Here is a 26,458-nt window from a genome sequence, read left to right as displayed (position 1 = left end):
GTATGCGCTCATCTTCCATGCTCGACTCGCCTTTTCGCCCCGAACCCACATTCCAGCACGGCAAGGCCCCGACCACCCCCACGCGTTCGACCACCGCCATCCTGTTCTGCAACCTGGGCACGCCGGACGATCCGACGCCGCCCGCGGTGCGCCGCTACCTGGCCGAATTCCTCAGCGACCACCGGGTGATCGAGATCCCGAAAGTGATCTGGAACCTGATCCTGCACGGCATCATCCTGCGCACCCGGCCCAAGCAGTCGGCGGCCAAGTACGCCAGCATCTGGACCAAGGAAGGCTCGCCGCTGCGGCTGTGGACGGCCAAGCAGGCGCTGCTGCTGCAGGGCTGGCTCGGCGAACGCGGCCACCGCGTCACGGTGCGCTACGCCATGCGCTACGGCAACCCTTCGATCCCGGCCCAGCTCGATGCGCTCAAGGCCGAAGGCGTCACCCGCGTGTTGATCGTGCCGGCCTATCCGCAATATTCGGCCACCAGCACGGCCAGCGTGTTCGACGCGGTCTACGGCTGGGCGCAGCAGATCCGCAGCATCCCGGAACTGCGCTTCGTGAACCGCTACCACGACGACCCGGGCTACATCGCCGCGCTGGCCCACCAGGTGCGCGAACACTGGAAGCACCACGGCCGGCCCGACAAGCTGGTGCTGAGTTTCCATGGCGTGCCCGAGCGCACGCTGCACCTGGGCGATCCCTACCACTGCGAATGCCACAAGACGGCGCGGCTGCTGGCCGAGGCGCTGGACCTGAAGCCGAGCGAGTTCCAGGTCACTTTCCAGTCCCGACTGGGCCGCGCCAAATGGCTCGAACCCTACACCGAGCCGACGCTGATCGCCCTGGGCAAGGCCGGTGTGAAACGCGTGGACGTGTTCTGCCCCGGCTTCACCAGCGACTGCCTGGAAACCCTGGAAGAAATCGCGATGGAGGGCCGCGCGGCCTTCCTCACGGCCGGCGGCAAGGAGTTCCACCACATCGCCTGCGTGAACGACCAGCCGACCTGGATCGCCGCACTCGGCGCGATCGCGCAGAACCACCTGGCCGGCTGGCCGACGCAGCAAGGGCCCGACCAGGTTGCGCTCGACGCCATGCGGGCCCGCGCCGTGGCGCTGGGGGCCAAGGAATGAGCGCCGCGCCGGGCCGCGCGACGCCAACTTGCACCGCCGTGCAAGGCACGGAGGTTTTCCAGTGAGCCATCGCTTCGACGTCGTCATCGTCGGCGCGGGTGCGGCCGGCCTGTTCTGCGCGGGCGTGGCCGGCCAGCTCGGCCTGAAGGTGCTGGTGATCGACCACGGCGAGAAGGTGGCCGAGAAGGTGCGCATCTCCGGTGGCGGCCGCGCCAACTTCACCAACCGCGAGGCCGCGCCGGCCAACTTCCTCGGCGACAACCCGAACTTCTGCCGCAGCGCGCTGAGCCGCTATGGCCCCAAGGATTTCGTGGCCCTGGTGCAGCGCCACGGCATCCCCTTCCACGAGAAACACAAGGGCCAGCTGTTCTGCGACCGCTCGGCCGAGGACCTGATCGCCATGCTGCTCGCCGAATGCGCCGCGGGCGGGGTCGAGCGCTGGCAGCCATGCGCCATCAAGGGTGTAAGCTTTTCGGCCGCCAGCGCAGATGGGTCGGGCACAGGCAGCTATGAAATCGAGAGCGACCGAGGCACCGTCAGCACCCCGAGGCTGGTGGTGGCCACGGGCGGCCTGTCGATCCCGAAGATCGGCGCCACGGATTTCGGCTACCGCCTGGCGCGCCAGTTCGGCCTGCGCCTGGTGCCGACCCGGCCGGCCCTGGTGCCGCTGACGTTCGACGGTGCGCACTGGGCGCCCTATGCGCAGCTGGCCGGGCTGGCGCTGCCGGTGTGGATCGAAACCGGCGCCAAGAAGGCGCGCATGGGGTTCGCCGAGGACCTGCTGTTCACGCACCGCGGCCTGAGCGGGCCGGCCGTGCTGCAGATCTCGAGCTACTGGGCCGAGGGCACGCCGATCCGGCTCAACCTCGCGCCCGACACCGACCTGCCACAGGCGTTGGCGCGCGCCAAGGCCACGTCGCGCAAACTGATCGCCAACGAACTCGCGCAGCTCGTGCCCGCGCGCCTGGCCGACGCCTGGGTGCAGCAGGACACCGGCTGGCAGCGGCCGGTGGCCGAGGCGTCGGACAAGGCCTTGAACCTGCTGGCCGAGCGGCTGGCGCGCTGGGAGATCACGCCGATGGGCACCGAAGGCTACCGCAAGGCCGAGGTCACGGCTGGCGGCGTGGACACGCGCGACCTGTCGTCGCAGACCATGGAATCGAAACAGCCCGGCCTGTACTTCATCGGCGAAGTGGTGGACGTGACCGGCTGGCTCGGTGGCTACAACTTCCAGTGGGCCTGGGCCAGCGCCTTCGCCTGCGCGCAGGCCATGGCGGCAGGCTGATCCGCGCCTGCTTCAGGAGCGGCTGTCGGAAAAGCTGATGTCGGCCACGACCACGCGGTTGCGCCCCGCGCGCTTGGCCTGGTAGAGCGCGGCGTCGGCGCGGCGGTACAGCGCCTGGTCGTCGTCTTGGGCCGCAAGGCTGCTCAGGCCGATGCTGACCGTGAGCATGATGCGCAGGCCGTCCAGCAGCACCGGTGTCTGCGCAATGGCCGCGCGCAGCCGCTCCGCCGTGGCCAGTGCCTCCTCGGCGCCGGTTTCGGGCAACAGGATGGAAAACTCCTCGCCACCCAGGCGGCCCAACAGATCGATGGCGCGCAGGCTGCGCAACGACACCTCGGCGACCTGCTGGATCGCCAGGTCGCCGGCGGCATGGCCGTGGCTGTCGTTGACCACCTTGAAATGGTCGATGTCGAGCATCAGCACCGCCAGCGGCCGGCCGTGCCGCTGCGCGGCGGCGATGGCCTGCGCGCTGCGCTCCGTGAAGGCGCGGCGGTTGAGCACGCCGGTCAGCGGGTCGGTGTGGGCGAGCTGGCGCAGCTCGGCCTCGAGCTCCTTGCGGGTGCTGATGTCGTAGGCCCAGAACAGCAGCACCGCTGCGCCATCCATCACCAGCTCACGCGCCGAGACCAGCGCCCAGACGCGGCCGGCCCCGCCGATCAGCTGCACTTCGTAGCCTTCGACGCCGCGCGCAATGCTGTAGACCTGCCAGAATTCCCTGAGTGCGGCCGGGTCCGCAAAGATCGCCTCGAAGGCCGGCAGCACGACCTCCAGCCCATCGCTCACGCCGAACTGCTGGCGAAAGCGCTGGTTGGCGAACAACATGGTCGGTCCATCCAACCGGAGCAACGCGACCGCGATCGGGCTGGCGTCGAGGATGGTGTGCAGCTGGCGCTCGCGGTCCTGCAGCTGCACGGTGCGCCGCGCCACGCGGTCTTCGAGCGTGAGGTTGAGCTCGGCCAGCGAATCGCCGAGCTGGCTCGACCGCCTGAGCTGGCGCCACAGCACGCCGAACAGCAGCAACAGCCCCAGGGTCAGCGCGGCGACGGCCGTCAGCAGCCAGCGGAAACGCGCGAAGAACAGCAAGCGGTCCTGGTCGCGGCGGTCGCTGAAGGCGCGGTTGGTCTCGACGACCATGTCCTGCACCTGGGAGCGGAATTTCTTGACCTCGACGATGAGCTCGGCCGCCCGCGCCACCGATGCGGCGTCGCCATCGCTCAGGCTGGCCACCACCGGCGTCCAGGCGTCGATTCTTTTCTCAAGCTCCTGCAGCACGCCGTTGGGGCCGGGCAACTCGGAAATGCCGGACAGCTGCCGCGCCGGCGCCAGCCGGCTGGCCACGATGTCCAGCCGGAACGACAGGGCCGCCGCGTCGAGCTTGCCGGCGGAGAACGCCCACAGCGCCTCGAGGAAACGCTCGTACTGCAGCTGCAGCTGGTCGACCTGGAAGCCGTTGGTCTGCAGGGAAGGCTCCGACAAGGCACGCATCGGCTTGAACACATGCCACAGCGCCGTTCCCGCCGCCGCGCCGAGCAGCGCCACACCCAGCGACAGCGCCAGCACCAGCCGCCGCATCTTGACCAGGCGCAACATGAACCGCCCTATTCCACGACGATTTCCCGCAACTGCCAGACCGCCCTGTCGTGGTAGACCTGGGCGTTGAGTTCGGGAAAGTGGTCGAAGGGATAGATCAGGATCAGCGGACCGCGGTCGCGCACGCTCAAGCCCTTGCCGTTGAGCCGGCTGGCCAGGATGGGGCCGAACCGGACTACATCCGCCATGGGCACGGTCACCGAATAATCGTTGAGCGCCCGCAGGCGCAAGCTGTCCCCCGCCGCGCCCACACTGGCCAGTACCTTGTCCAACGGCACGCCGCTCCAGTCGGCCGGCGCGGTGAGCCACTGCGTGCGGGTGCGGATCTCCCGGGTGCCGAGGGCCTCGAGCGCCCTGGCATCGAAGTCGACCGGGCCGGCGCCGCGAATCTTGCCGCTCACCGACAGGATCACCGGACCGCCCGGCTCGGCCTCGGCGGCGCCAAGCGGCCCGCTACCGAGTGGCATCGCGGACAATGCGATCAAACTTTTCAAAAAATTACGTTTGCACATGGCAAGCCGGATCCGGTCGGTCGATGGGGCAAATTGCAGCCGCCCTCTTGCGGCGTCAACTCATCCGGAGATGATAGGGCGGCCCCGACCCGTGCAGGAATAAATATCGTGCCGCGCGCCCTGTTGCCCGCACTTCATAAAAAGCTATAATCCCAGGCTTTGCTGGCAATCCCCCAACGGCCTGATCACCTTTCAGTTGGGGACACCGCAGGTATGGCTCCAGGGCACCGATCTTCCCTGTAACCCGCTTCCTGCACAATTTCGGAACACATTACGTAATGACCACCATCCGTGTAAAAGAGAACGAGCCCTTTGACGTCGCACTGCGCCGCTTCAAGCGCACCATCGAAAAGCTGGGCCTGCTGACCGACCTGCGCGCCCGCGAGTTCTATGAAAAGCCAACCGCAGAGCGCAAGCGCAAGAAGGCCGCTGCCGTGAAGCGCCACTACAAGCGTGTGCGCTCCATGCAACTGCCCAAGAAGCTGTTCTAAAGCTGCTGGCGCGCCGCGCCAACCAGGCCTTGCACCTCCGGGTGATCGGCCTGAAAGCGGCCTGAAAGCCCGCCCCGGGACGCCAGGGCGGGTTTTTTCATTTCCGCCTCCCTTTTTTCATTTTTCGCCGAAGGAAACCGCCATGTCCCTCAAGGAACAGATCACCGACGACATGAAAACCGCCATGCGCGCCAAGGACAGCGAGCGCCTGGGCACCATCCGCCTGTTGCTGGCCGCCATGAAACAGAAGGAAGTCGACGAACGCGTGGAACTGGACGACGCCGCTGTGGTGGCCATCGTCGACAAGCTGATCAAGCAGCGCAAGGATTCGCTGCAGGCCTTCACCCAGGCCGGCCGCACGGACCTGGCCGACAAGGAAGCCTCCGAACTCAAGGTGCTCGAGCACTACCTGCCCCAGCGCCTCGGCCCGGACGAGATCACGGCCGAAGTCAAGGCCATCGTCGCCGCGCTGGCCGCCGAACTCGGCCGTCCCGTGGCCCAGGGCGACATGGGCAAGGTGATGGGTGCGGTGAAGGCCAAACTCGCCGGCAAGGCCGAAATGGGCCAGGTGTCGGCCGCGGTGAAGGCGGCTCTGGCCGGCTGAAACCACGTCCGCCCGGCCACGGCCGCAACACCCGGTTGCAAAAAACCGCGCCGATTTCCGATCCGCGCGGGCTTTGAAGCGAACCTTTTGGCTGGTTCGCACGTTCTTAGTGCATGTGCCCCATGGGCTTTGAAACGCACCTCGAACGCGCGACCCGCCTCATGAACCCCTCCTTTCTGCCAAGCTTTCCGATGCCCCGCTGGCGCCCGCTCTGGCTGGCCGCCAGCCTGCTGTTGGGCGTGGCCGGCGCCTCGGCCCAGGACATCGACCCGCCCGGCCGCGTGGCCAGGCTGAACCTGCTGCAAGGCACGGTGAGCCAACTGGTCGCCGGCGACAACAATTGGAATGCGGCCGAGATCAACCGGCCGCTGACCACCGGCGACCGCCTGCACGCAGAGCCCGGCGCGCGGCTGGAACTGCACAGCGGCTCCAGCGCGGTGCGGCTCGAAGGGCCGGGCACGCTCGACATCAGCCAGCTCGACGACAACACGACCCGCCTCACCCTCGGCGAGGGCAAGCTCAATCTGCGCGTGCGCAACCTGTATCCCGGCGAGCAGATGGAAATCGACACGCCGAACCTGGCGCTGACCGTGCAGCAGCCCGGCAGCTTCAGCCTGGAGGTCGACGCGCGCACGGGCACGACCAGGGTGGCGGCACGCTACGGCAACGCCACGGTCTACGGCGAAAACGCCGAGTCGCTGCCGCTTTCGGCCAACGGCCAGCAATTCAGCTTCGCCGGCCGCAACCTGGCACAGACCGCACCGCCCAACCTGCGACAGAACGACGGCTTCGATCTCTGGGCCGATGCGCGGGACCGCGCCGAGGACCAGTCCATCAGCGCACGCTACGTCTCGCGGGACATCCCGGGCTACCAGCAGCTCGACAGCTTCGGCGACTGGCAGAACGACACCACCTACGGCGCGGTGTGGATTCCGCGCATCACCGTGGCCGAATGGGCGCCGTACCGCTACGGCCAATGGCGCTGGATCGCGCCCTGGGGCTGGACCTGGGTCGACGACGCGCCCTGGGGTTTTGCGCCCTTCCACTACGGCCGCTGGGCGCAGATCGGCCCGCGCTGGGCCTGGGTGCCCGGGCCCAAGGCGCCGCGCCCGACCTATGCGCCGGCGCTCGTCGGCTTCCTCGGCGGCCAGCCGGGCCGCGCCGACTGGAACATCCATGCCGGGCCTGACCACCGGCCCGGCCCCGGCATCGGCTGGTTCCCGCTCGCGCCCGGCGAGGCCTGGCGGCCAGGCTTCAACGCCACCCCGCGCTACCTCGACGGCATCAACCGCGACGGTCGCCGACGCGGTGACGACCGCCCCTATTTCTTCCAGGGCCGCCCCAACGCCGTGACGGCCGTGCCGCAGGTGGATTTCGGCCGTGGCCCGGCCTGGCGGCCGAACCGTCCCAACCTGCGCGACGGCGACCTGGCTGGCGCCCAGCTGCTGCCCGCGCCACCGATGCCGGGCGTGCGCCCCGGCAACGACCGTCCTCAATGGAACGGCCCGGCACGCAGCCAGGCCGAGCAGGCGCAGCGCGCGCAGATCCAGGCGGACCAGGCGCGCCAGCGCCAGCAGGAGGCGCAGCAGCGGCCAAGCCAGGAATTCCAGGCGCAGCAGGACCGTTTGCAGCGGGAAAACCAGATGCAGCAACTGCAGCAGCGCCAGCAGTTTGAACAGCAGCAACGCCAACAGCAACAGTGGCAACAGCAACGCGACCTGCAGCGCAACCAGATCGATCCGCCGCACATTCCGATCGGCCGCCCACCCTTCCAGCAGGCGGACGGCCTGCGGCGCGAACAGCAGGCGCAGCAGGAACGTCTGCAGCGCGACACCGCCCAGCGCGAGCAGATCCAGCGCCAGCAGCAATTGCAACAGCGTGAGCAGCAGAACCAGCAGGAACAGCAGCGCGCCCGCCAACAGGCGCAGCAGGCGGAACAGTCACGGCGCGAGCAGCAGGCACAGCAGGAGCGCATGCAGCGCGACGTGGCACAGCGCGAGCAACTGCAGCGACAACAACAGCAACAGCAACAACAGTTGCAACGGCCGCAGTTCCAGCAGTCGCCGCAGCCCAACCAGATCGACCCGCCCGGTGTGCGCGGCCAGCCGCAGGCTCAACCCCTGCAAGGCCAGCCGATGCCCCGCCAGAATCCGCAGATGCTGCCTGGCAACAACCGCGATCCGCGTTAGGCGGAGGTCAAACCGCTTTAGCTGCCAGCCACCTTCATGCGGTTGACCAGCACCGAGCCCACGGTCTTGGCACCGTAGTTGTAGCTGTCCGCACCGACGGCGACGATGCCCTTGAGCATGTCCTTCAGATTGCCGGCGATGGTGATTTCGTGCACCGGGAAGGCGATCTCGCCGCTCTCCACCCAGAAGCCGCTCGCGCCGCGCGAGTAGTCGCCGGTCACGTAGTTCACGCCCTGCCCCATGAGCTCGATGACGAACAGGCCCGTGCCGAGTTTCTTCAACATGGCGTCGAGGTCGTCCCCGCGCTTCGTCTGGCGCGACACCAGGCTCAGATTGTGTGAACCGCCGGCGTTGCCGGTGGTCTTCATGCCGAGCTTGCGCGCCGAATAGGTGCTGAGGAAGTAACCCTGCACCACGCCCGCATCGACCACCTTGCGCGGCTGCACGCGAACGCCTTCCTCATCGAACGGCGAACTGCCCTTGCCGCCAAGGATGAACGGGTCTTCGAGCAGGTCGATGTGTTTGGGAAACACCTGCTTGCCCAGCGAATCGACGAGAAAGGTGCTCTTGCGGTACAACGCGCCGCCACTGATGGCCTGCACGAAGCCGCCCAGCAGCCCGGCCGCCAGCGGCGACTCGAACAGCACCGGGCATTGCGTGGTCGGGATCTTGCGCGACTTGAGGCGGGAGAGCGCACGCTCGGCCGCATACCGGCCCACGGCCTGCGGCGACGCGAGGTCGGCCGCGTTGCGCATCGAGCTGTACCAGGCGTCGCGCTGCATGCCGCTGCCCTTGCCGGCGATGGGCGCGACCGACAACGAATGCCGCGAACTCGCATAACCGCCGCGGAAACCGTGCGTGTGGGCGCTGAAGAAATGTGACTGCTGGGCCGACACGCCCGCGCCTTCGCTGTTGGTAATGCGTTTGCTCGTGGCCAAGGCCGCGGCCTCGCATTCGAGGGCAATGCGCGCCGCCTCTTCGCTCGTCACGCCCCAGGGATGGAACAGGTCCAGATCGCGTTGCTCGGTCGCGATGTCCTGTTCGTCGGGCAGACCGGCCACCGGGTCTTCGGCGGTGAAGCGGGCGATGTCGAAGGCCGCCTGCACCGTCTGCTCGATGGCCTTGGCCGAGAAGTCCGAGGTGCTCGCGTTGCCGCGGCGCTGGCCGACGTAGACCGTCACGCCGAGCGATTTGTCGCGGTTGCGCTCCACGTTCTCCAGTTCGCCCTGGCGCACCGAAACACTGAGGCCGCAGCCTTCGGAAGCCTCGGCGCCGGCGTTGGTCGCGCCGATCTTCTTCGCGTGCGCCAACGCGCTGTCGACCAGGTCTTCGAAAAACGCGCGGCTGTAGGCGAAGCCACTGTCGGGGCGGCCCGCGGCGTGGCCGGTCTGCGTGGGGGTGGCGTCGTCGCCGGCGGTCTGGCCATACGCGCCATTGGCGCTGGAATCGGGTGTTTTCATGTTGGCGGCTATGATACTTGCCACGCGGCCGCAGCGCCGCATGGCCACGCTTCACCCTGACGCGCAGCGCACCAAGACCAGATACCCATGTCACGCAAATTCAAAAAAGGCTACTTCGTCCGCGGCCAGTTCGTCGCCGAAGGCAGCGAGCTCGACCTGCAGATGAAGGCAGAACTCAAAGGCACGGACGCCGCCAGCCGCACCGAACTCAAGGCCGAGAGCGACAAGCTGCAGGAGCTCGGCGAACAGCTGATGACGCTGCGCACCGACCTGTTCAACCGCCTCGGCCTCGACGAAAAGCTGCACGACGCCATCCTCGAGGCCAAGCGCATCACCAACTTCGAAGGCAAGCGCCGCCAGATGCAGTACGTGGGCAAACTCATGCGCAAGCAGGACGAGGCCATGATCGACCGGATCCACGCCGCGCTCGACGAACAGCACAACGGCTCGGCCCATGAAAACCTGGCGCTGCACAAGGCCGAGCGCTGGCGCGACGAGCTCATCCAGGACGACACCCGCCTCGCGGCCTGGATGGAAGCCTATCCCGACACCGATTCGCAGCAGCTGCGCGCCCTGATCCGCCAGGCACGCAAGGACGCCAAGCCCGAGACGCCCGGTGCCTTCCCGCGCTACGGCCGCGCCTACCGTGAGATCTTCCAGCTGGTACGCCAGCACCTGGCGGGCGAGGACGGGCCCTTGAACGACGGCACCATCCATGACGAGGAGGACGAAGCATGAGTGAACTGGCTCCCGTGAAGATCGGCATCGTGTCGGTCAGCGACCGTGCCTCGAGCGGCGTCTACGAAGACAAGGGCCTGCCCGCGCTGCAGGAATGGCTCACCAGCGCGCTGAAGAACCCCATCGAATTCGTGCCGCGCCTGATCCCCGACGAACAGCCGCTGATCAGCGCGACCCTCATCGAACTCGTCGATGCGGGCTGTTCGCTCGTGCTGACCACCGGCGGCACCGGCCCCGCGCCGCGCGACGTCACGCCCGACGCCACGCTGGCCGTGGCCGACAAGGAAATGCCCGGCTTCGGCGAACAGATGCGCCAGATCAGCCTGCGCTTCGTGCCCACCGCCATCCTCTCGCGGCAGACCGCCGTGGTGCGCGGCCAGTGCCTGATCGTCAACCTGCCCGGCCAGCCCAAGGCGATTGCCGAAACGCTGGCCGGTGTGGCGGGCGTGGCCGGCGAACCGATCGTGCCTGGCATCTTCGCGGCCGTGCCGTATTGCATCGACCTGATCGGCGGGCCGTACCTGGAGACGCATGAAGCCGTGTGCAACGCTTTCCGGCCGAAATCGGCCGTGCGGCTCGCCAACACCGGCGACTGAGAGCGCTCAAAAGCCGGCGGGCGGCCCTACTTGCCCACCAGTTCGTTGAGCTTCGCCGCCTCGAAACATTCGGTGCGCGAGGCGTCGCCTGGCACGCAGTCGCCGGTCTCCCTGTTCGCCGAAAGCTTCTCGATGGCCTGCCACAGCAGCGCGATCTGGTGGTCCTGGGCCGAGGCGCTGTCGATCAGGCCGCGCATCGCCTGGCCCACCGGGTCGACGTCGGGCGTCACGCCATAGGCCGAGAAGCTGCGCGTGGACATGGCGGCATCACCCGCATTGCCATCCTTGGGCATGATGATGCGCGCCGGAATGCCGACCGCCGTGGCCCCGGCGGGCACAGGCTTGATGACCACCGCGTTCGAGCCGATGCGTGCGCCGTCGCCCACGGTGAAGCCGCCGAGCACCTTGGCGCCGGCGCTCACCACCACGTCGCGGCCCAGCGTCGGATGGCGTTTCGTGCCCTTGTAAAGCGAGGTGCCGCCCAGTGTCACGCCCTGGTAGATGGTGCAGCCGTCGCCGATCTCGGCGGTTTCGCCGACCACGACGCCCATGGCATGGTCGAAGAACACGCGTTCACCGATCTTGGCGCCCGGATGGATCTCGATGCCAGTGAGCCCGCGCGCGACATGCGAGACGAAGCGCGCCAGCCATTTGAAGCCGTGGTTCCAGCACCAGTGCGCGCGCCGGTGCAGCACCACGGCATGCAGGCCCGGATAACACGTGAGCACCTCCCAGACGGTGCGCGCGGCAGGGTCGCGGTCGAGGATGCACTGGACGTCGGAGCGAAGGCGGGCAAACATGCGCGGAGTCTAGTTGTTTGACGACCGGGCTGCAGAAGCCTTGTCCGCGGTCTGCAGCATGGCCTTGGCGATGCCGCGCAGGATGTGGATTTCTTCGATGGTCGGTGCCGCGCGGTTGAACAGCTGGTTCAGCCGCGGCATGAGCTTCTTCGGTGCCGCCGGGTCGAGAAAGTCGATCGCGGCCAGCGCCTCTTCCCAGTGCGCGAGCATGCCGCCGACCTGGCGCGCGTCGGCCCGCACCGGCGGCGCGGTGGCCGGCAGCACGTCGTACCCGCCGAGCGCGAGCCGCCATTCGTAGGCGATGAGCTGCACCGCGGCGGCCAGGTTCAGCGAGCCGAATTTCGGGTTCGTGGGGATGCTCAGCGCCACGTTACAGCGGTAGACGTCTTCGTTGGCCATGCCGAAACGCTCGCAGCCGAACAGAAAGGCCATGCCTTGCGGCACACCGGATTCATGCATTGAATCGGCCTCCAGCGCAGAGGAACGCTGCGCGGCAAGCTCTCTTTCCGATAGCAACTCGAAATATTCCCGCGGCGCGTGGGTGGGCGGGCCGAAGTCACGCGGCGTCATGGCCGTGGCGCACAGGTGCGTCATGCCGTCCAGGGCTTCGTCCAGCGTGGCCACGATGCGGGCCTTGTCGAGCACATCGAGTGCGCCACTCGCGCGCTGGATCGTTTCCTGCCGGCGCAGCACGTTGGCCCAACGCGGCGCGACCAGCACCAGGTCGTCGAAACCCATGACCTTGAGCGCGCGCGCGGCGGCGCCGACGTTGCCGGCATGGCTGGTTTGGATCAGGATGAAGCGGGTCTGCATGGGCGGGCAATGGACAGTCGCAGGCAGCGAAGCTGTGCGGGAAGGTAAAATCCGCCTATTGTCGCCGTCCGCATCGCCGGATCGCCCTGTTCCGTTCTTCACTACAACTTATGTCGTCCCTCAATCTGCACCCCATGCTCAACGTGGCCGTCAAGGCCGCCCGCGCCGCCGGCAAGATCATCAACAGCGCCGCGCTCGATCTCGAAGCCGTGCGCATCTCGCAAAAGCAGGTCAACGATTTCGTCACCGAAGTCGACCACGCCGCCGAGAAAGCCATCATCGAAACCCTGATGGCCGCCTACCCCGGCCACGGCATCCTGGCCGAGGAATCGGGCACCGAGCATGGCGCCAAGGATTCGGAATACGTGTGGATCATCGATCCGCTGGACGGCACGACCAACTTCATCCACGGCTTCCCGTTCTACTGCGTGAGCATCGCGCTGTCCGTCAAGGGCCGGCTCGAGCAGGCGGTGGTCTACGATCCCACCCGCAACGACCTGTTCACCGCCACCAAGGGCCGCGGCGCCTACATGAACGAGCGCCGCATCCGCGTCTCCAAGCGCGTGCGCATGAACGAATGCATCCTGTCCACGGGCTTTCCGTTCCGCCCGGGCGACAACTTCAAGAACTACCTGCGCATGATGGCCGACGTGATGCCGCTGGCCGCCGGCCTGCGCCGCCCGGGTGCGGCCGCGCTCGACCTGGCCTACGTGGCCGCGGGCTTCTCCGACGGCTTCTTCGAGACCGGCCTGAGCCCCTGGGACATGGCTGCCGGCGCGCTGCTGATCACCGAGGCCGGCGGCCTGGTCGGCAACTTCACCGGCGAATCCGACTTCCTCGAGCACAAGGAATGCCTGGCCGCGAACCCGCGCATCTACGGCCAACTGGTCGGCCTGCTCGGCAAGTACAGCAAGTTCGCCAGCGCCGGTGAAAAGGCGGCGCTGCGCCAGGCGCCGGACGCCGTGGAGCCGCCGCTGGAGCCGGCATCGCCAGCCGGCGCAGCCGCCGCCGCACAGCCCGCCAGCAGCGACGACGCGCCGCTCTGACACCGCCGGGCGGCGTCACTCGTCGTCGGTGTATTTCTTGGCGATGGCCTGAAAGTCGCCCGCCACCGCCATGAACGCGTCGGTGATGTCCGGGTCGAAATGGCTGCCCCGCCCCTGGGCCACGATGGCCAGCGACGCTTCATGGGTGAACGCGGGTTTGTAGACGCGTTTGCTGATCAGCGCGTCGTACACGTCGGCCAGCGCCATCAGCCGCGCCGAGATCGGGATCGCATCACCGGCCAGGCCAAGCGGATAGCCCGAGCCGTCCCACTTCTCCTGGTGGCTGTACGCGATTTCCTTGGCCAGGGTCAGAAACACCACCTTCATGCCCAGGCGCCGTTCGGCGTCCTCGATCGCGTTGCGGCCCAGCGTGGTGTGGGTCTTCATGATCTCGAACTCTTCGGGCGTGAGCTTGCCGGGCTTGAGCAGGATGTGGTCGGGGATGCCGATCTTGCCGATGTCGTGCAGCGGCGCCGACTTGAACAGCAGCTCGATATTGCGCTCGGTCAGGAAGTCGGCGAAGCGCGGATGCGTGCGCAGTTTCTCGGCCAGGCAGCGCACGTAGAGCTGGGTGCGGCGGATGTGGTTGCCGGTCTCGTTGTCGCGCGTTTCGGCGAGCGAGGCCATGGCCATGATGGTCACGTCCTGGATTGCATGCACCTCCAACGTGCGCGTGGCCACTTCTTTCTCGAGGAAGGCGCTCTTGTCGCGCAGGAAATCGGCCGAGGCCTTGAGCGCCAGGTGCGCACGCACGCGCGCGAGCACGATGGGCGGGCTGATCGGCTTGGTGATGTAGTCGGCCGCGCCGAGTTCCAGGCCTTTGGTTTCGTCCTCCACCTCGGAGCGGGCCGTGAGGAAGATCACTGGAATGTCGCGCGTGCGCGGATCGGCCTTGAGCCGGCGGCAGACTTCGTAGCCGTCGATGTCGGGCATCATGATGTCGAGCAGGATCAGGTCGGGCGGCGTGTCCGACATGGCGATGCGCAGGCCCTTGTCGCCGTGGTTGGCGACCTTCACGCGGTAGTGGTCCTTGAGCAGCGAGCTCATGAGCGAAAGATTGTCCGGCGTGTCGTCCACCACCAGGACGGTGACCACCGGTTTCTCAGAAAAGGCCGTCGCAAAGTCCATGTATTCAAGCCCGTAAAGCCATAGCCGCCAGATCACATTGCGCATTCACCCCGCAGACTGTAATACGCTTCGCCGCTCGCGTGTGCCGATCTCGGGCATCGCCTACAGATGAGCCAGGCCAGCATACCGTCATTTTGTATCAGATGGTTTTTTATGCTTCTCTAAGAAAACAAAACGCCTTCGTATCCGCGACCGAAAGGCGAACGGGAAGAGGCCGTAGCGCGTCGCTACACTGAGTCCCTTTTCACGCCGGTCCGGCGCGCAGTTCTCCCACGTCCATGGACAAACCTGACTTCTCCGCCCACACGCCCATGATGGCCCAGTACCTCGGGCTCAAGGTGGACTTCCCCGACACCCTGGTCTTCTACCGCATGGGTGACTTCTACGAACTGTTTTACGCCGATGCCGAGAAGGCCGCGGCGCTGCTCGACATCACGCTGACGCGGCGCGGACAGTCGGCCGGCCAGCCGGTGGTGATGTGCGGCGTGCCGTTCCATGCCATGGAGGGTTACCTCGCCAAGCTGATCAAGCTCGGCGAATCGGTGGCGATCTGCGAGCAGGTGGGCGAGGTCACGGGCAAGGGGCCGGTGGAGCGCAAGGTGGTCCGCGTCGTGACGCCCGGCACGCTCACCGACACCGAACTGCTGGCCGACAAGTCCGAATCCATCCTGCTGGCCGTGCACCAGGGCCCGCGCAACAGCTGCGGCCTGGCCTGGCTGAGCGTGACGCAGGGCGAGATCCACCTCGGTGAATGCGCCGCCGACGAGATGGAAGCCTGGGTGGTGCGCATCGCGCCCAGCGAACTGCTGGTGAGCGCGGACGTGACGGCGAGCTTCGCCCAGCGCATCAAGGCGCTGCGGCTCAACACCGCGCAGGGCGTGGCGCTCTCGACCACCTCGCGGCCCGGCTGGCAGTTCGACGCGGCGCTCGGCCAGCGCAAGCTGCTGCTGCAGATGCAGGCCGCGAGCCTGGCCGCCTGGCAGGCCGATGCCCTGCCCCAGGCGCATGCGGCCGCCGCCGCGCTGCTCAACTACGCCGAACACACGCAGGGCCGGACCTTGTCGCATGTGCAGACCATCCGCGTGCAGCGTGGCGACGCGGGCATCGAACTGCCGCTGTCCACCCGCCGCAACCTCGAATTGACGCAGACCCTGCGCGGCGAGGACAGCCCGACGCTGTTCTCGCTGATCGACACCTGCATGACCAGCATGGGCAGCCGCGCCCTGAAACGCTGGCTGCTGGAGCCCCAGCGCGACCGCAGCGAAGCCGCCTTGCGGCTGCAGGCGATCGCCACGCTGCGCGACGCGCCCGGTGCGGCGGGCTGGCAGAAACTGCGCGAGCAACTGAAGGGCAGCAGCGACGTGGAACGCATCACCGCCCGCATCGCGCTGCGCCAGGTGCGCCCGCGCGAACTCGTGGCGCTGCAGTTCACGCTACAAAAAACAGAGCTGCTCACGCCCGCCATAGCTGCGCAGACGGCACTTTTGGCTGAAATTTCCAGTCGACTGCTGCCGCCCGTTGGCTGCGCCGCACTGCTGCAGCGCGCCATCCTGGAAGAACCCGCCGCCCTGGTGCGCGACGGCGGCGTGATCGCCGGCGGCTTCGATGCCGAACTCGACGAGCTGCGCGCCATCCAGACCAATTGCGACGGATTCCTGCTCGACCTGGAAACCCGCGAGAAGGCCCGCACCGGCATCGCCAACCTCAAGGTGCAGTTCAACCGCGTGCACGGCTTCTACATCGAGATCACGCAGGGCCAGCTGGACAAGGTACCCGACGACTACCGCCGCCGCCAGACGCTGAAGAACGCCGAGCGCTTCATCACGCCCGAGCTCAAGGCCTTCGAGGACAAGGCCCTGAGCGCGCAGGAACGCGCGCTGGCCCGCGAGAAATGGCTGTACGAGCAGATCCTCGATGCGCTGCAGGCCTTCGTGCCGCGCCTGGGCCAGCTGGCGCAGGCGCTGGCCTCGCTCGACGCGTTGTGTGCGCTGGCCGAGCGTTCCCTCACGCTCAACTGGTGCGCGCCGGTGTTCGTGCGCGAGCCCTGCATCGACATCCAGCGCGGCCGCCATCCGGTGGTGGAGGCGCGGCTGGCCGAAACGGCCAACGCGAGTTTCATCGCCAACGACACCAGCCTCGGCCCGCGCCAGCGCATGCAGGTCATCACCGGGCCGAACATGGGCGGTAAATCGACCTACATGCGCCAGGTGGCGATCATCGTGCTGCTGGCCAGCATGGGCAGCTACGTGCCGGCCGCGAGCTGTCGGCTCGGGCCGATCGACGCCATCCACACCCGCATCGGCGCGGCCGACGACCTGGCCAACGCGCAGTCGACCTTCATGATGGAGATGACCGAGGCCGCGCAGATCCTGCACGCCGTCACGCCGCGGGAAGCGCCGGGCCGCCCCAAGCTAACCGACTCCCCTCGGGGGACGAGTGAGGCGCAGCCTCGCTCTAGGGGCGAATATTCCCTGGTGCTGATGGACGAGATCGGCCGCGGCACCTCGACCTTCGATGGCCTGGCGCTGGCGTCCGGCATCGCCGCGCACCTGCACGACAAGACGCAAGCCTTCACGCTGTTCGCCACGCACTATTTCGAGCTCACCGAGTTTCCGGCGAAACACCGCGCGGCCATCAACGTGCACGTGAGCGCGGCCGAAGCGGGCAGCGAGATCGTTTTCCTGCACGAGATCCAGGCCGGCCCGGCCAGCCGCAGCTACGGGATCCACGTGGCGCGGCTGGCCGGCATGCCCACGCCGGTACTGAACCACGCGCGCCATGCGCTGGACGCGCTGGAGACGGGCGCCAGCGCCTCGCGGGCGCAGGTCGACCTGTTCGCGCCGCCGCCGGCGAGCCTGGACAACAGCCCCGGCCCTTTAGAATCGGCGCTGAACGACATCCAGCCGGATGCGCTGACACCCCGCGAGGCGCTGGACGCGCTCTACCGGCTCAAGAAGCTGGCCCAGCGGGAACAGGCCTGATCCCATCCGACACGACCCCTCTCCAGAGACCGCCCCATGACCTACTGCGTCGCCATCAAACTCAATGCCGGACTGGTCTTCCTGTCCGACTCCCGCACCAACGCCGGCCTCGACCAGATCAGCACCTTCCGCAAGATGATCGTCTACGAGAAGCCCGATGACCGCTTCATGGTGCTGCTGTCGGCGGGCAACCTCAGCATTTCGCAGTCGGTGCGCGAGATCCTGCAGGTCGAGCAGCTGAAGGAACACGAGGACAGCCCGCCGATCACCATCTGGAACGCCAAGAGCATGTTCGACGCCGCGCGTGTGCTCGGCGCCGCCGTGCGGCACGTGCACGACCGCGACGCCGCCTCGCTCAAGGCCGCGGGCGTGGACTTCAACGTCTCGCTGATCTTCGGCGGCCAGATCAAGGGCGAAGGCATGCGCCTGTTCCAGGTGTATTCGGCCGGCAACTTCATCGAAGCCACGCCCGAGACGCCGTATTTCCAGGTCGGCGAGTCCAAATACGGCAAACCCGTGCTCGACCGCGTGATCAGCCCCGACACGCCGCTCGACGAAGCCGCCAAATGCGCACTGGTGTCGATGGATTCCACGCTCAAGTCCAACCTGTCGGTCGGCCTGCCGCTAGACCTGGTGGTCTACGAGGTCGACCAGTTTCAGACCGACAAGGTGGTCTGCATCGACGAACACAACCCGTACTTCCGCATGCTGCACAGCAGCTGGGGCCAGAAGCTGCGCGAAGTCTTCGACAGCATCGAACACCCGCAATGGAAGGACGGCCCGACCGACATCCCGCTGATGGTCGAGTCCGGCCGCGGCAAGCCCCTGCGCAAGATCACCACGCCGCAGGAGCGGCTGATCTAGCCCGCTTTCACAACATGTCGGCGGCCGACAGCGAAGGTGTCTCGGCGATGCGCGCCGAAATCGCGGCACAGGCCTCGAGCAGCGGCGCCACGTAGGCCTGTTCGGGGTTGTCCTTCTGGCGGAAGATCAGGGTGCTGACGCTGATGGCCGCCACCGGCGCGCCGCGATGGCCGCGGATCACCGCGCCGAAGCAGAAGATGCCGGCCTCGTTTTCCTCGTTGTCCACCGACCAGCCCCGTGCACGCGTGGCCTCGAGTTGCGTGCGCAGCGCGGCCAGGCTGGTCGACGTGTTCGGCGTGTAGCGCGGCAGCGGCAGGCCTTTGAGCAGCGGCTCGAGCGCCGGGGTTTCAAGCGCGGCCAGATAGGCCTTGCCGACCGACGTGGCATGCAGGGACACGCTGGTGCCGATGCGCGACGCCATGCGCACCGCGCTCGGGCTTTCCAGTTTTTCGATGTAGACCATGCTGCGGCCGTTGGGCACCGCCAAGTGCACCGTTTCACCGGTAATGTCGCGCAGGCGCTTGAGCTCGTCCACCGCAGCCAGGCGCAGTTCGGACCGACCCCAGCTGCGGCTGGCCAGCTGGATCAGCCGCGGGCCGAGCGCCAGCGTGTTGCTGCGCGGCACCTCCACCAGCAGCCGCTCGGCGACGAGGCCCGCCACGATGCGGTGCACCGTCGGGCGCGGGTAGCCGCTGGCACGCATCAGCGCGGTGACGTTGAGCGCCTCGTCGGCATCGTTCCAGTCGGCCACCAGCTGCAGCACGTGCATGAACTTCGAGAACGAGGCCGTACCGGCGACCTGCGCCTGCGGGACGCAACTATCGGAATCGTCGGGCTGCTGAAATGGTGAGGTCATCGATGGAAGAACGGCGGAGCGGAGCTTCCGATTATCCGCGTCGCTGACCGTCAGGAAACCATGTAGCCGCCGTCTACCGGCAGGATCACGCCGGTCATGAACGCCGCCGCCGGCGTGCACAGGAACACCGCTGCACGCGCCACGTCGTCGGGCGTGCCCCAGCGGCCCAGCGGGGTGCGCGCCAGGATCGGGCCGGCGCGCGCCGGATCGTCCTGCAGCGCCCGGGTCAGCGGCGTGGCGATCCAGCCCGGCGCCACCGCGTTGACACGAATGCCGTCGGCCGCATAGGCGATGGCCAGCGACTTGGTGAGCTGCGCCACGCCGCCCTTGCTGGCCGCATAGCCCGGCACCAGGCCGCCGCCGAAGAAGCTCAGCATCGAAGCCGTGTTCACGATGCAGCCGCGCCGCGCCTTGAGCTTCTCACGCGTCGCCGTGCACACACGCATGGTGCCGGTGAGGTTCACCGCCAGCACCTGCTCGAACACCTCAAGGTCGTGTTCGGCGCCGCGCTTGATGATGCCGGCGCAGTTGAAGACGATGTCGAGCTCGGGGATGTCGGCCAGCGCGTCGGCCAGGCTCTGCTTCGAGGTGACATCGGTCTGCTTGACCTTCACGGCCGCATCCAGCGTGCCGTCGCCAGCACCGAGCCCGAGCGCGACGACATCGGCCCCGAGCGCGGCAAGGTGGTTGGCGATGACGGCGCCAATGCCCTGCGTGGCACCGGCCACGAGCGCGCGCTTGCCGTTGAAGAGTCCGGGTTGGTAGGTCATTCGAGTTTCCATTTTTTCATAGGCTCCACCCCTCCGTTCGCCCTGAGCCTGTCGAAGGGCTTGATGCCGGACACGGCCCAGGCCAGGCTTCGACAAGCTCAGCCCGAACGGGGTGGATGGGTCAGCCCGAACGGGGCGGGTGGCTCAGCCCGAACGGGGGTGGGTGGCTCAGTTCGGACGGGAACCGGCGGCTCCGGTCGCTTGGAGGCAAGGTCAGTTCTTGATGCCGAGTTTGGTGATCAGCGTCTTGAAATACGCGTCATCCTTGGCCATCACGGCCTTGAAGCCTACGTCGTCCGCATAAACGAATCCCAGGTTCTGCTTGTCCAGCGTCTCGCGGAAGGCCGGTTCGTTCGAGGCGTCGCGCGCCAGCTTCTTCAGGAAGGCCACGACTTCGGGCGGCGTGCCCTTCGGTGCCGCGATGCCGCGCCAGGTGCCGATGGTCAGGTCGATGTTGCGCTCCTTCAGCGTCGGCACCTTGTCGAAGCCCTTGACGCGCTGGTCGGCCATGACCGCCAACATCTTGAGCTTGCCGGCGGCCACGTAGGTGGTGACTTCGGCCGGGCTGACCGCCACCGCGTCGATATGGCCGCCGAGCAGCGCCAGCACGGCCGGGCCCGCGCCCTGGAACGGCACATGGTTGAACTTGGCACCCGTCTTGTCTTCGAGCGCGGTGGCCGCCAGATGCCAGATGGAGCCGTTGCCCGCATTGCCCACGCTGAGCTTGCCCGGCTCCTTCTTGGCCGCGGCCAGGTATTCCTCGATGGTGTTCCACGGCGCTTCGGCACGCACGGTGATGGCGGCCTGGTCGGCGTTGAGCTGGGCGATGGGTTGCAGGTCGGCATAGGTAAACTTGCCGATGCCCATGTGCGGCAGCGTGGTCAGTTCCACCGTGACCACGGCCAGGGTGTAGCCGTCGGGCTTGGCGTTCATCACGTATTGCCAGCCGACGGCGCCGCTCGCGCCGGCCTTGTTGTTGACGATCATGCTCTGCGACATGTGTTTGCGCGTGGCATCGGCGAACGAGCGCGCCAGGGCGTCGGTGCCGCCGCCGGGCTGGAACGGCACGATGAGTTCGATCGGTTTGCTCGGAAATTCGGCCTCGGCGTGCGCGACGCCGGCGCCCAGCAGCAGCAAGGCGGCCAGGGCGGTCAGGCCGCGGCGGGTGGTGTGGATAGACATTGTTTTCGGTCTCCGTGGGTTGAGGGGTGAACAGGGGGAATCAGTAGGTAGCGCGGCCGCCAGACAGGTCGAACACGGCGCCGGTGTTGAAGCTGCACGAGCCAGAGCACAGCCAGGCCACCATTTCGGCGACCTCGGACGGCTCGCCCAGGCGCTGCATCGGGCTTTTGTCGATCATGGTCTGCACATGCGCCGGCGCCATCTGGTCGAGGATGGCGGTGCGCACCGCGGCCGGCGCAATCGCATTGACCCGGATGCCGGTGTTGGCGAGTTCCTTGCCAAGTGATTTGGTCAAGGCCAGCACACCGGCCTTGGCCGCGCTATAGGCCGAAGCGTTGGGCGTGCCCTCCTTGCCGGCCAGCGAGGCGATGTTGACGATGCGGCCCTGCCCCGCCTGGCGCATCAAGGGCACGACGGCATGGCAGACGTTGAAGGTGCCGCCCAGATTCACATCCACCACGCGGTGCCACACCTCGGGATCGAACTGGTCCAGCGCCATGGTCGGGCCGGTGAAGCCGGCGCTGTGCACCAGCATGTCGATGCGGCCCCATCGCTCAGTCGTCTGCTGCGCGGCGCGGGCCACGGCCGCGCGGTCGGCCACGTCGACCTGCAGGTCGCCTTCGGCCGACCCTGCGACCGACATGTCCCAGACGACCACGGTGGCACCGAAGCTGCGCAGCAGTTGGGCGGTCTCGGCGCCGATGCCGCTGGCACCGCCAGTGACGACCGCGATGCGGCCCGAGAAATCGTATTGCGCTTTACCAAAAGCCATGGCGCGTTCAGCGGATGAATTGCTTGGTGTATTCGGCGCCGAGGCCGACCGCCTCGAAATGCTTGTTGCACATCTCGATCTTGGTGAACACGTCCTCGTAACCCATGCCCTTGCCGTACGGATCGGTGTAGTACATGACCCCGTTGACCTGGAAGTAGGTGATCATTTCCGTCACGTCTTCCGGCACGTAGAGCGTGTGGGTCTCGCCCGGCGGCTCGAACACGTAGCTGCCTTCCGTGGCCTCCCAGTCGTGTTCCAGGTAACGCCAGCGGCCCTTGAGCACGAAGCCATGCACGGCCTGCGGATGGCGGTGCCGGCTCAGCACGCCCGACTTGCGCACCCGCAACAGGTTCATCCAGTAGCCCTGGCTCGCGTTCAGGCACAGCGGGCGAAACCACACGTTTTCGGCCTGCGGCACCCACAGCCGCTCGTCCTGCGGAATGGCGTGCTGCACCACGATCTCCGGCAACGCGTCCTTCGGGTTGGGGTACTGGTAAGGCGTCATCGGTTCCGGGTCGGCTCGGTCTACAGGCATCTTGCGTCGCGTCTTGCGTCCATATTGTGGATAGATGTCCATATTGTAGATAACTGCCGGCTAATGGATATCCGGGATTCCCCTAGGCCGGCAGTTACAACACGGCGGATCGCCACACGCTTCTTCATCAAGCCACACACAGCCGGTACCGGCGCGCCACATGCACCCGGCAGACTCGGGCAGCGGCCACAGCTGCTCCTTTCCAACTCGAACGCCTGATGAAAACCCTATCCCGCCTGCCGGCGTGTGTGCTGCCGCTGCTGTGCACCTGCGGCCTGCTCTCTTCGTCGGCCATCGCTGCCACCCCGAACACCTTCACGCTCGATTTCCAGAATGCGGACATCGAGGGCGTCGCGCGCAGCCTGAGCCTGATGACCCAGCGCAACATCGTGGTCGATCCGCGCGTCAAGGGCACGCTTTCCCTGAATGCGGACACGCCGGTTTCACCCGCCATGGCCTGGGACCAGTTCCTTGGGGCCTTGCGCATGCAGGGCTACACCATGGTCGAAAGTGGCGGCCTCTACAGGATCGTGCCCGAGGCCGACGGCAAGCTGCAGTCCGCTTCGGTCGACGTTGGCCCGGTGGCCCTGCGCGGCGACCGGATCGCCACCGAGATCATCAAGCTCAGGTATGAGAACGCCAACAACCTGGTGAGCGTGCTCAGGCCCTTGATCAGCGCCAACAACGTGATCAGCGTGAACGCCGGCAGCAACGCGCTGGTGCTGACCGACTATGCCAACAACCTGTCACGGCTGCGCAGCATCGTCGCCGCGCTGGATGTGCCGAGCGCCACCGACGTGGAAGTCATGCCGCTGCAATATGCGAGCGCGGCCGAGCTGGTGGTCACGGTGCGGCGGCTCATGGAAACCTCCGCGGGCAATGCGGCCGCGGCGGCCGTGCCGGCTGGGTCGGCGCAGCAGGCCTCGGCATCGGCATCGGGCAGCAGCCTTTCCATCGTGGCCGACAGCCAGGGCAACAACCTGCTGGTGCGCGCGCCGAACGCGGCGCAGCTCGCCTCCGTACGCGCGCTGGTGGCCCAGCTCGACCATCCGCGGGGCAGCGCCAATGTGCGCGTCGTGTATCTCAAGAACACCGATGCCGCACGCATGGCCCAGGTGTTGCGCGCCGCATTTCCTTCGGACACGGCGAGCGCGGGCACATCGGCCGCCACGTCGACGGCAACCAGCAGCCTCGGTGCATCGGCCGGCCTCGGCAGCGCCAGTTCGACCGTGAAGGAATCGACCCAATCCACGACGCCAGTCACCGCGAGCGCGCAACCATCGACGGGCGGCGGCATCCAGGCCGATCCGGCGAGCAATTCGTTGATCATCAGCGCGCCGGAGCCGCGTTTCCGTGAGATGCGCCAGATCATCGATCAACTGGATTCGCGCCGGGCGCAGCTCTACGTGGAGTCGTTGGTCGTGGAAGTGGACGCGAGCCGCAGCGTCGACCTGGGTGTGCAGTGGTCGCAGATTTTCGACATCAGCAGCAGCACCACCCTCACGCTCGGCACGGTGGCCAAGGCGTTGGAGGCGATATCGGGCACCAACATCCTGTCCACCGCCAACCTCGTCACGCTGGACAACGAAGAGGCCAAGATCGTCGTCGGCCAGAACGTGCCCTTCATCACAGGCTCCTACACCAGCACGAGCAGCAGCAACCCCTTCACCACCGTGGAGCGCAAGGACGTCGGCATCACGCTGCGCATCAAGCCGCAGATCGGTGAAGGCGGCAGCATCCGCATGACGATCTACCAGGAATCCTCGTCGGTGGCCTCGACGAACAGCACGCTCGGTCCGACCACCAACAAACGCTCCATCGAATCCACCGTGATGGTGAACGACGGCAAGATCATCGTGCTCGGTGGGCTGATCGAGGACAGCTACAGCGACAGCGCCGCACAGGTGCCATGGGTAGCCGACGCGCCGGTGCTCGGCGCCCTGTTCCGCAGCATCAGCCGCTCACGCAAGAAGACCAACCTGATCGTGTTCCTGCGCCCGGTCGTCATGGTCGACCAGAGCGCTGCCGACGCCATGGCGCTCGACCGCTACGACTACATAAGGGCCAGCCAGCAGGCACTGCCGGCCGAGATCCACCGCCTGCCAAAAGCCTTCGACTTCCCGCCGGTCCTCGGGCCGATCGCGCGTTAGTTGTCGGCCCAGACCACCAGGCCGCTCCAGGCCGTGGCCAGCACCACGATGCCGAAGGCGATGCGGTACCAGGCAAACGGGACGAAACTGTGGCTGGAGATGTAGCGCAGCAGCCAGCGCACGCAGAACCAGGCGCTGATGAAGGAGAACACCAGGCCCACGGCGAACATCGGCAAATCGGCCATCGACAGCAGCGCCCGCTCCTTGTAGAGGCTGTAGACGCCCGCACCGATCAGCGTCGGAATCGCCAGGAAGAACGAAAAATCGGTCGCCGCCTGGCGCGACAGGCCCAGCAGCATGCCGCCGATGATGGTCGAGCCGCTGCGGCTGGTGCCGGGAATCATGGCCAGGCACTGAACCAGGCCGACCTTCAGGGCATCCATCGCCGTCATGTCGTCGACATGCTGGACGCGCACCGCCGTCTTCTGCCGCTTTTCGGCCCACAGGATGATGAAGCCGCCGATGATGAAGGTGCTGGCCACCACGGCCGGCGTGAACAGGTGTTCCTTGATCGCCTTGCCGAACAGCAGCCCGAGCACGACGGCGGGCAGAAAGCCGATCAACACATTGAGCGTGAGACGCTGGGCCGATTTTTCCGTCGGCAGCGCCACGATGGTGCCCTTGATCTTCGGCCAGTAGACCATGATGACGGCCAGGATGGCGCCGGTCTGGATGGCGATGTCGAAGACCTTGGCCTTGGCGTCGTCCAGCCCCAGCAGCGAGCCTGCGAGGATCAGGTGACCGGTCGACGAAATGGGCAGGAATTCGGTCAGGCCTTCGACGATGCCCATCACCGCTGACTTGATCAACAGAACAATATCCACACACGCTCCCAGAATTGATGGGCGATTATCGCCTCAGCAATTCGGGGTTTCCCGCACAGCGGAGCGGATTCCGGTTGCCCGCAGGTAAAGCTCGGGAGTCAGTCGAGCTTATTGGTGCCGACCTGTGCGTCCTGCACCTTCGCGAGCTGGGCCTGGCTCTGCGCGAGTTGCCGCTCCAGCCGCCGCCGCCGCGCGACCTCTTCCTCAAGCGCCTCGTTGACCTCGACGAGGTCCTCCACGCACTCCTGCACGATGCTCTCCAGTTCCTCGTGCTTGTCGAGGGCCTGCGCCACTTCCCCGGTCTGGAGCTTTTCGGGAATCTCCTGCTTGAGCACGGTGTTCACGATCAGCAGTTCGTCGCCGACGCCGACGATCTTGTCCTTCACTTCGACGGTCTGGTTCAGCGCCTGGGCCAGCGAGGGTTGCGCGCCTTCCGTGCGGCCGGGTGACGCAGCCTTGGGAGAAGAGGATGGGCGAACTTCGGACATGACAACAAAACCTTGGATGGGAAAGCCGGTCGGACCGGCGGTAGGGGGATTTTCCGCCAAAGCAGATGGTTGTGCTGCAATGCCCATTTTTCAAGCCTGGGAGAAGCCCCAAGGCCGGGGCAGCGCCGCCGAAACCACACGCCCTGCCCTGGTCATTCGCGCAAGATCATCTGCCCGCGGATTTCGCCCGCAGGATGCGCCGCCGTATGCACATTGGCGTACCAGCGGCCGGCCAGCAGGTCGGCGGCCTGCGCCGCCGTGAGCGTGGCCTGGCCGCTCATCGATGGCGTGAGCGGCGAGCCGAAAGGCAATACCACCGGCGCATTCACGCCCACCGGAGCCGGTCCATGGAAATGTCCCATGGTCGGCTGGCCGCTGAGCCCGGTATAGGTGAGGCGCCAGCGCAGCAGGTTGGTCTCCTTGTTCAACACGGCATCCACGCGGCCCGTGGCCGCACCGGGAACCGGCGGCACCTCGTTCATGCTGGTCATCTGCGCGCTGAAGGCTGCCAGTTGAGGGTCGCGCGGCGCAGGCGCGGATGCGCCCGGGCCGAAGGTGCCGCAGCCCGCCAGCCAGAGGGTCGACGCGGCCGCGACCCCCAACAAAGCTCGGCGGGGCTGGCGGAGTCGGCGTGGACGGCGCGTCGAT

General features: G+C 67.0%; 25 protein-coding genes. 11 read left to right on the top strand and 14 right to left on the bottom strand.

All coding sequences use genetic code 11. The annotated features are described in order from the left end of the window. The first annotated feature begins 2 nt into the window (after positions 1–2). Together hemH and RD110_RS09900 are read left to right on the top strand one after the other, a co-directional pair. On the top strand, positions 3–1,136 hold the full coding sequence (gene hemH / locus RD110_RS09905) for a ferrochelatase (RefSeq protein ID WP_239467210.1): 1,134 nt from the start codon (positions 3–5) through the stop codon (positions 1,134–1,136). Positions 1,137–1,197: 61 nt separating this feature from the next. Continuing rightward, complete coding sequence (locus RD110_RS09900) at positions 1,198–2,421, top strand: BaiN/RdsA family NAD(P)/FAD-dependent oxidoreductase (RefSeq protein WP_076199009.1); 1,224 nt, start codon at positions 1,198–1,200, stop codon at positions 2,419–2,421. A gap of 12 nt (positions 2,422–2,433) precedes the next feature. On the opposite strand, the gene RD110_RS09895 is transcribed toward RD110_RS09900, so the two are convergent. Both RD110_RS09895 and RD110_RS09890 read right to left on the bottom strand, forming a co-directional pair. After that, a complete protein-coding gene (locus tag RD110_RS09895; protein ID WP_076199007.1) occupies positions 2,434–4,011 on the bottom strand; it encodes a GGDEF domain-containing protein in 1,578 nt (525 codons plus the stop codon). An 8-nt stretch (positions 4,012–4,019) separates the two neighbouring features. Further along, positions 4,020–4,478 carry a putative pterin-binding protein gene (locus RD110_RS09890; RefSeq protein WP_083686188.1) on the bottom strand — a complete coding sequence of 153 codons (459 nt, stop codon included), beginning with the start codon at positions 4,476–4,478 and terminating at the stop codon, positions 4,020–4,022. Positions 4,479–4,801: 323 nt separating this feature from the next. Here RD110_RS09890 and rpsU point away from each other — a divergent pair, with 323 nt between their 5' ends. From rpsU to RD110_RS09875, 3 genes are all read left to right on the top strand, one after another. Further along, on the top strand, positions 4,802–5,014 hold the full coding sequence (gene rpsU, locus RD110_RS09885) for a 30S ribosomal protein S21 (RefSeq protein WP_068628364.1): 213 nt from the start codon (positions 4,802–4,804) through the stop codon (positions 5,012–5,014). A gap of 142 nt (positions 5,015–5,156) precedes the next feature. Next, positions 5,157–5,618 carry a GatB/YqeY domain-containing protein gene (locus RD110_RS09880; RefSeq protein WP_076199003.1) on the top strand — a complete coding sequence of 154 codons (462 nt, stop codon included), beginning with the start codon at positions 5,157–5,159 and terminating at the stop codon, positions 5,616–5,618. A 191-nt stretch (positions 5,619–5,809) separates the two neighbouring features. Beyond that, positions 5,810–7,807 carry a DUF6600 domain-containing protein gene (locus RD110_RS09875; protein ID WP_076204738.1) on the top strand — a complete coding sequence of 666 codons (1,998 nt, stop codon included), beginning with the start codon at positions 5,810–5,812 and terminating at the stop codon, positions 7,805–7,807. A gap of 17 nt (positions 7,808–7,824) precedes the next feature. Here RD110_RS09875 and pmbA read toward each other — a convergent pair whose 3' ends face one another. Continuing rightward, positions 7,825–9,267, bottom strand: coding sequence for a metalloprotease PmbA (gene pmbA / locus RD110_RS09870; protein WP_083686187.1), 1,443 nt, complete (start codon positions 9,265–9,267; stop codon positions 7,825–7,827). An 87-nt stretch (positions 9,268–9,354) separates the two neighbouring features. Here pmbA and yjgA point away from each other — a divergent pair, with 87 nt between their 5' ends. Together yjgA and mog are read left to right on the top strand one after the other, a co-directional pair. Next, a complete protein-coding gene (gene yjgA, locus RD110_RS09865) occupies positions 9,355–10,005 on the top strand; it encodes a ribosome biogenesis factor YjgA (RefSeq protein ID WP_076198999.1) in 651 nt (216 codons plus the stop codon). Continuing rightward, positions 10,002–10,601 carry a molybdopterin adenylyltransferase gene (mog, locus tag RD110_RS09860; RefSeq protein ID WP_076198997.1) on the top strand — a complete coding sequence of 200 codons (600 nt, stop codon included), beginning with the start codon at positions 10,002–10,004 and terminating at the stop codon, positions 10,599–10,601. The genes yjgA and mog overlap by 4 nt, the downstream gene beginning before the upstream one ends. Before the next feature lie 26 nt (positions 10,602–10,627). Here the strand turns inward: mog and cysE are convergent, their stop codons facing one another. Both cysE and RD110_RS09850 read right to left on the bottom strand, forming a co-directional pair. After that, on the bottom strand, positions 10,628–11,401 hold the full coding sequence (cysE, locus tag RD110_RS09855; protein WP_076198995.1) for a serine O-acetyltransferase: 774 nt from the start codon (positions 11,399–11,401) through the stop codon (positions 10,628–10,630). Between the two features lie 9 nt (positions 11,402–11,410). Next, positions 11,411–12,214: an RNA methyltransferase gene (locus RD110_RS09850; RefSeq protein ID WP_076198993.1), complete on the bottom strand. Its 804-nt coding sequence runs from the start codon at positions 12,212–12,214 to the stop codon at positions 11,411–11,413. Positions 12,215–12,324: 110 nt separating this feature from the next. Here RD110_RS09850 and RD110_RS09845 point away from each other — a divergent pair, with 110 nt between their 5' ends. After that, complete coding sequence (locus RD110_RS09845) at positions 12,325–13,260, top strand: inositol monophosphatase family protein (RefSeq protein ID WP_076198991.1); 936 nt, start codon at positions 12,325–12,327, stop codon at positions 13,258–13,260. Positions 13,261–13,275: 15 nt separating this feature from the next. On the opposite strand, the gene RD110_RS09840 is transcribed toward RD110_RS09845, so the two are convergent. After that, positions 13,276–14,388: a response regulator gene (locus tag RD110_RS09840; protein WP_076198989.1), complete on the bottom strand. Its 1,113-nt coding sequence runs from the start codon at positions 14,386–14,388 to the stop codon at positions 13,276–13,278. Positions 14,389–14,666: 278 nt separating this feature from the next. On the opposite strand from RD110_RS09840, the gene mutS reads away from it, so the two are divergent. Together mutS and RD110_RS09830 are read left to right on the top strand one after the other, a co-directional pair. Further along, positions 14,667–17,369, top strand: coding sequence for a DNA mismatch repair protein MutS (mutS, locus tag RD110_RS09835; RefSeq protein ID WP_076198987.1), 2,703 nt, complete (start codon positions 14,667–14,669; stop codon positions 17,367–17,369). 36 nt (positions 17,370–17,405) lie between these two features. Further along, positions 17,406–18,233: a proteasome-type protease gene (locus RD110_RS09830; protein ID WP_076198985.1), complete on the top strand. Its 828-nt coding sequence runs from the start codon at positions 17,406–17,408 to the stop codon at positions 18,231–18,233. 7 nt (positions 18,234–18,240) lie between these two features. Here RD110_RS09830 and RD110_RS09825 read toward each other — a convergent pair whose 3' ends face one another. From RD110_RS09825 to RD110_RS09805, 5 genes are all read right to left on the bottom strand, one after another. Next, positions 18,241–19,089: an IclR family transcriptional regulator gene (locus tag RD110_RS09825; RefSeq protein WP_076198983.1), complete on the bottom strand. Its 849-nt coding sequence runs from the start codon at positions 19,087–19,089 to the stop codon at positions 18,241–18,243. Between the two features lie 50 nt (positions 19,090–19,139). Next, complete coding sequence (locus RD110_RS09820) at positions 19,140–19,859, bottom strand: SDR family NAD(P)-dependent oxidoreductase (RefSeq protein WP_076198981.1); 720 nt, start codon at positions 19,857–19,859, stop codon at positions 19,140–19,142. A gap of 213 nt (positions 19,860–20,072) precedes the next feature. Then, on the bottom strand, positions 20,073–21,041 hold the full coding sequence (locus RD110_RS09815; RefSeq protein WP_076198979.1) for a tripartite tricarboxylate transporter substrate binding protein: 969 nt from the start codon (positions 21,039–21,041) through the stop codon (positions 20,073–20,075). Between the two features lie 40 nt (positions 21,042–21,081). Further along, on the bottom strand, positions 21,082–21,813 hold the full coding sequence (locus RD110_RS09810) for an SDR family NAD(P)-dependent oxidoreductase (RefSeq protein ID WP_076198977.1): 732 nt from the start codon (positions 21,811–21,813) through the stop codon (positions 21,082–21,084). Positions 21,814–21,820: 7 nt separating this feature from the next. Next, positions 21,821–22,348, bottom strand: a complete 528-nt coding sequence (locus tag RD110_RS09805; RefSeq protein ID WP_076204735.1) for a 2,4'-dihydroxyacetophenone dioxygenase family protein — start codon at positions 22,346–22,348, stop codon at positions 21,821–21,823. A gap of 218 nt (positions 22,349–22,566) precedes the next feature. Here RD110_RS09805 and RD110_RS09800 point away from each other — a divergent pair, with 218 nt between their 5' ends. Continuing rightward, the gene (locus tag RD110_RS09800) at positions 22,567–24,498 is read left to right on the top strand and encodes a secretin N-terminal domain-containing protein (protein WP_076198975.1); all 1,932 of its coding nucleotides are present in this window, start codon (positions 22,567–22,569) and stop codon (positions 24,496–24,498) included. On the opposite strand, the gene RD110_RS09795 is transcribed toward RD110_RS09800, so the two are convergent. The 3 genes from RD110_RS09795 to RD110_RS09785 form a co-directional block, all read right to left on the bottom strand. Further along, the gene (locus RD110_RS09795; protein ID WP_076198973.1) at positions 24,495–25,322 is read right to left on the bottom strand and encodes an undecaprenyl-diphosphate phosphatase; all 828 of its coding nucleotides are present in this window, start codon (positions 25,320–25,322) and stop codon (positions 24,495–24,497) included. The two genes, RD110_RS09800 and RD110_RS09795, sit on opposite strands and share 4 nt — an antisense overlap. Before the next feature lie 98 nt (positions 25,323–25,420). Continuing rightward, on the bottom strand, positions 25,421–25,810 hold the full coding sequence (locus tag RD110_RS09790; RefSeq protein ID WP_239467209.1) for a hypothetical protein: 390 nt from the start codon (positions 25,808–25,810) through the stop codon (positions 25,421–25,423). Positions 25,811–25,962: 152 nt separating this feature from the next. Continuing rightward, complete coding sequence (locus tag RD110_RS09785; RefSeq protein ID WP_076198971.1) at positions 25,963–26,415, bottom strand: CHRD domain-containing protein; 453 nt, start codon at positions 26,413–26,415, stop codon at positions 25,963–25,965. Positions 26,416–26,458 lie beyond the last annotated feature (43 nt).

Origin of the sequence: Rhodoferax koreense, from assembly GCF_001955695.1 — a bacterium.
Classification (GTDB): Bacteria; Pseudomonadota; Gammaproteobacteria; order Burkholderiales; family Burkholderiaceae_C; genus Rhodoferax_B; species Rhodoferax_B koreensis.
Note: the sequence above shows the minus strand (reverse complement) of the source record. Positions and strands in the feature narration are given on the sequence as shown.

Bases quoted from the DNA above. Each gene is read 5' to 3' on its own strand.
- RD110_RS09800 (WP_076198975.1), top strand. From the start codon at position 22,567: ATGAAAACCCTATCCCGCCTGCCGGCGTGTGTGCTGCCGCTGCTGTGC.
- rpsU (WP_068628364.1), top strand. From the start codon at position 4,802: ATGACCACCATCCGTGTAAAAGAGAACGAGCCCTTTGACGTCGCACTG.
- RD110_RS09850 (WP_076198993.1), bottom strand. From the start codon at position 12,214: ATGCAGACCCGCTTCATCCTGATCCAAACCAGCCATGCCGGCAACGTC.
- RD110_RS09880 (WP_076199003.1), top strand. From the start codon at position 5,157: ATGTCCCTCAAGGAACAGATCACCGACGACATGAAAACCGCCATGCGC.
- RD110_RS09890 (WP_083686188.1), bottom strand. From the start codon at position 4,478: ATGCCACTCGGTAGCGGGCCGCTTGGCGCCGCCGAGGCCGAGCCGGGC.
- RD110_RS09790 (WP_239467209.1), bottom strand. From the start codon at position 25,810: ATGTCCGAAGTTCGCCCATCCTCTTCTCCCAAGGCTGCGTCACCCGGC.
- RD110_RS09830 (WP_076198985.1), top strand. From the start codon at position 17,406: ATGACCTACTGCGTCGCCATCAAACTCAATGCCGGACTGGTCTTCCTG.
- RD110_RS09875 (WP_076204738.1), top strand. From the start codon at position 5,810: ATGCCCCGCTGGCGCCCGCTCTGGCTGGCCGCCAGCCTGCTGTTGGGC.
- pmbA (WP_083686187.1), bottom strand. From the start codon at position 9,267: ATGAAAACACCCGATTCCAGCGCCAATGGCGCGTATGGCCAGACCGCC.
- RD110_RS09840 (WP_076198989.1), bottom strand. From the start codon at position 14,388: ATGGACTTTGCGACGGCCTTTTCTGAGAAACCGGTGGTCACCGTCCTG.
- mog (WP_076198997.1), top strand. From the start codon at position 10,002: ATGAGTGAACTGGCTCCCGTGAAGATCGGCATCGTGTCGGTCAGCGAC.
- cysE (WP_076198995.1), bottom strand. From the start codon at position 11,401: ATGTTTGCCCGCCTTCGCTCCGACGTCCAGTGCATCCTCGACCGCGAC.
- RD110_RS09820 (WP_076198981.1), bottom strand. From the start codon at position 19,859: ATGACCTACCAACCCGGACTCTTCAACGGCAAGCGCGCGCTCGTGGCC.
- yjgA (WP_076198999.1), top strand. From the start codon at position 9,355: ATGTCACGCAAATTCAAAAAAGGCTACTTCGTCCGCGGCCAGTTCGTC.
- RD110_RS09825 (WP_076198983.1), bottom strand. From the start codon at position 19,089: ATGACCTCACCATTTCAGCAGCCCGACGATTCCGATAGTTGCGTCCCG.
- hemH (WP_239467210.1), top strand. From the start codon at position 3: ATGCGCTCATCTTCCATGCTCGACTCGCCTTTTCGCCCCGAACCCACA.
- RD110_RS09815 (WP_076198979.1), bottom strand. From the start codon at position 21,041: ATGTCTATCCACACCACCCGCCGCGGCCTGACCGCCCTGGCCGCCTTG.
- mutS (WP_076198987.1), top strand. From the start codon at position 14,667: ATGGACAAACCTGACTTCTCCGCCCACACGCCCATGATGGCCCAGTAC.
- RD110_RS09810 (WP_076198977.1), bottom strand. From the start codon at position 21,813: ATGGCTTTTGGTAAAGCGCAATACGATTTCTCGGGCCGCATCGCGGTC.
- RD110_RS09805 (WP_076204735.1), bottom strand. From the start codon at position 22,348: ATGCCTGTAGACCGAGCCGACCCGGAACCGATGACGCCTTACCAGTAC.
- RD110_RS09895 (WP_076199007.1), bottom strand. From the start codon at position 4,011: ATGTTGCGCCTGGTCAAGATGCGGCGGCTGGTGCTGGCGCTGTCGCTG.
- RD110_RS09845 (WP_076198991.1), top strand. From the start codon at position 12,325: ATGTCGTCCCTCAATCTGCACCCCATGCTCAACGTGGCCGTCAAGGCC.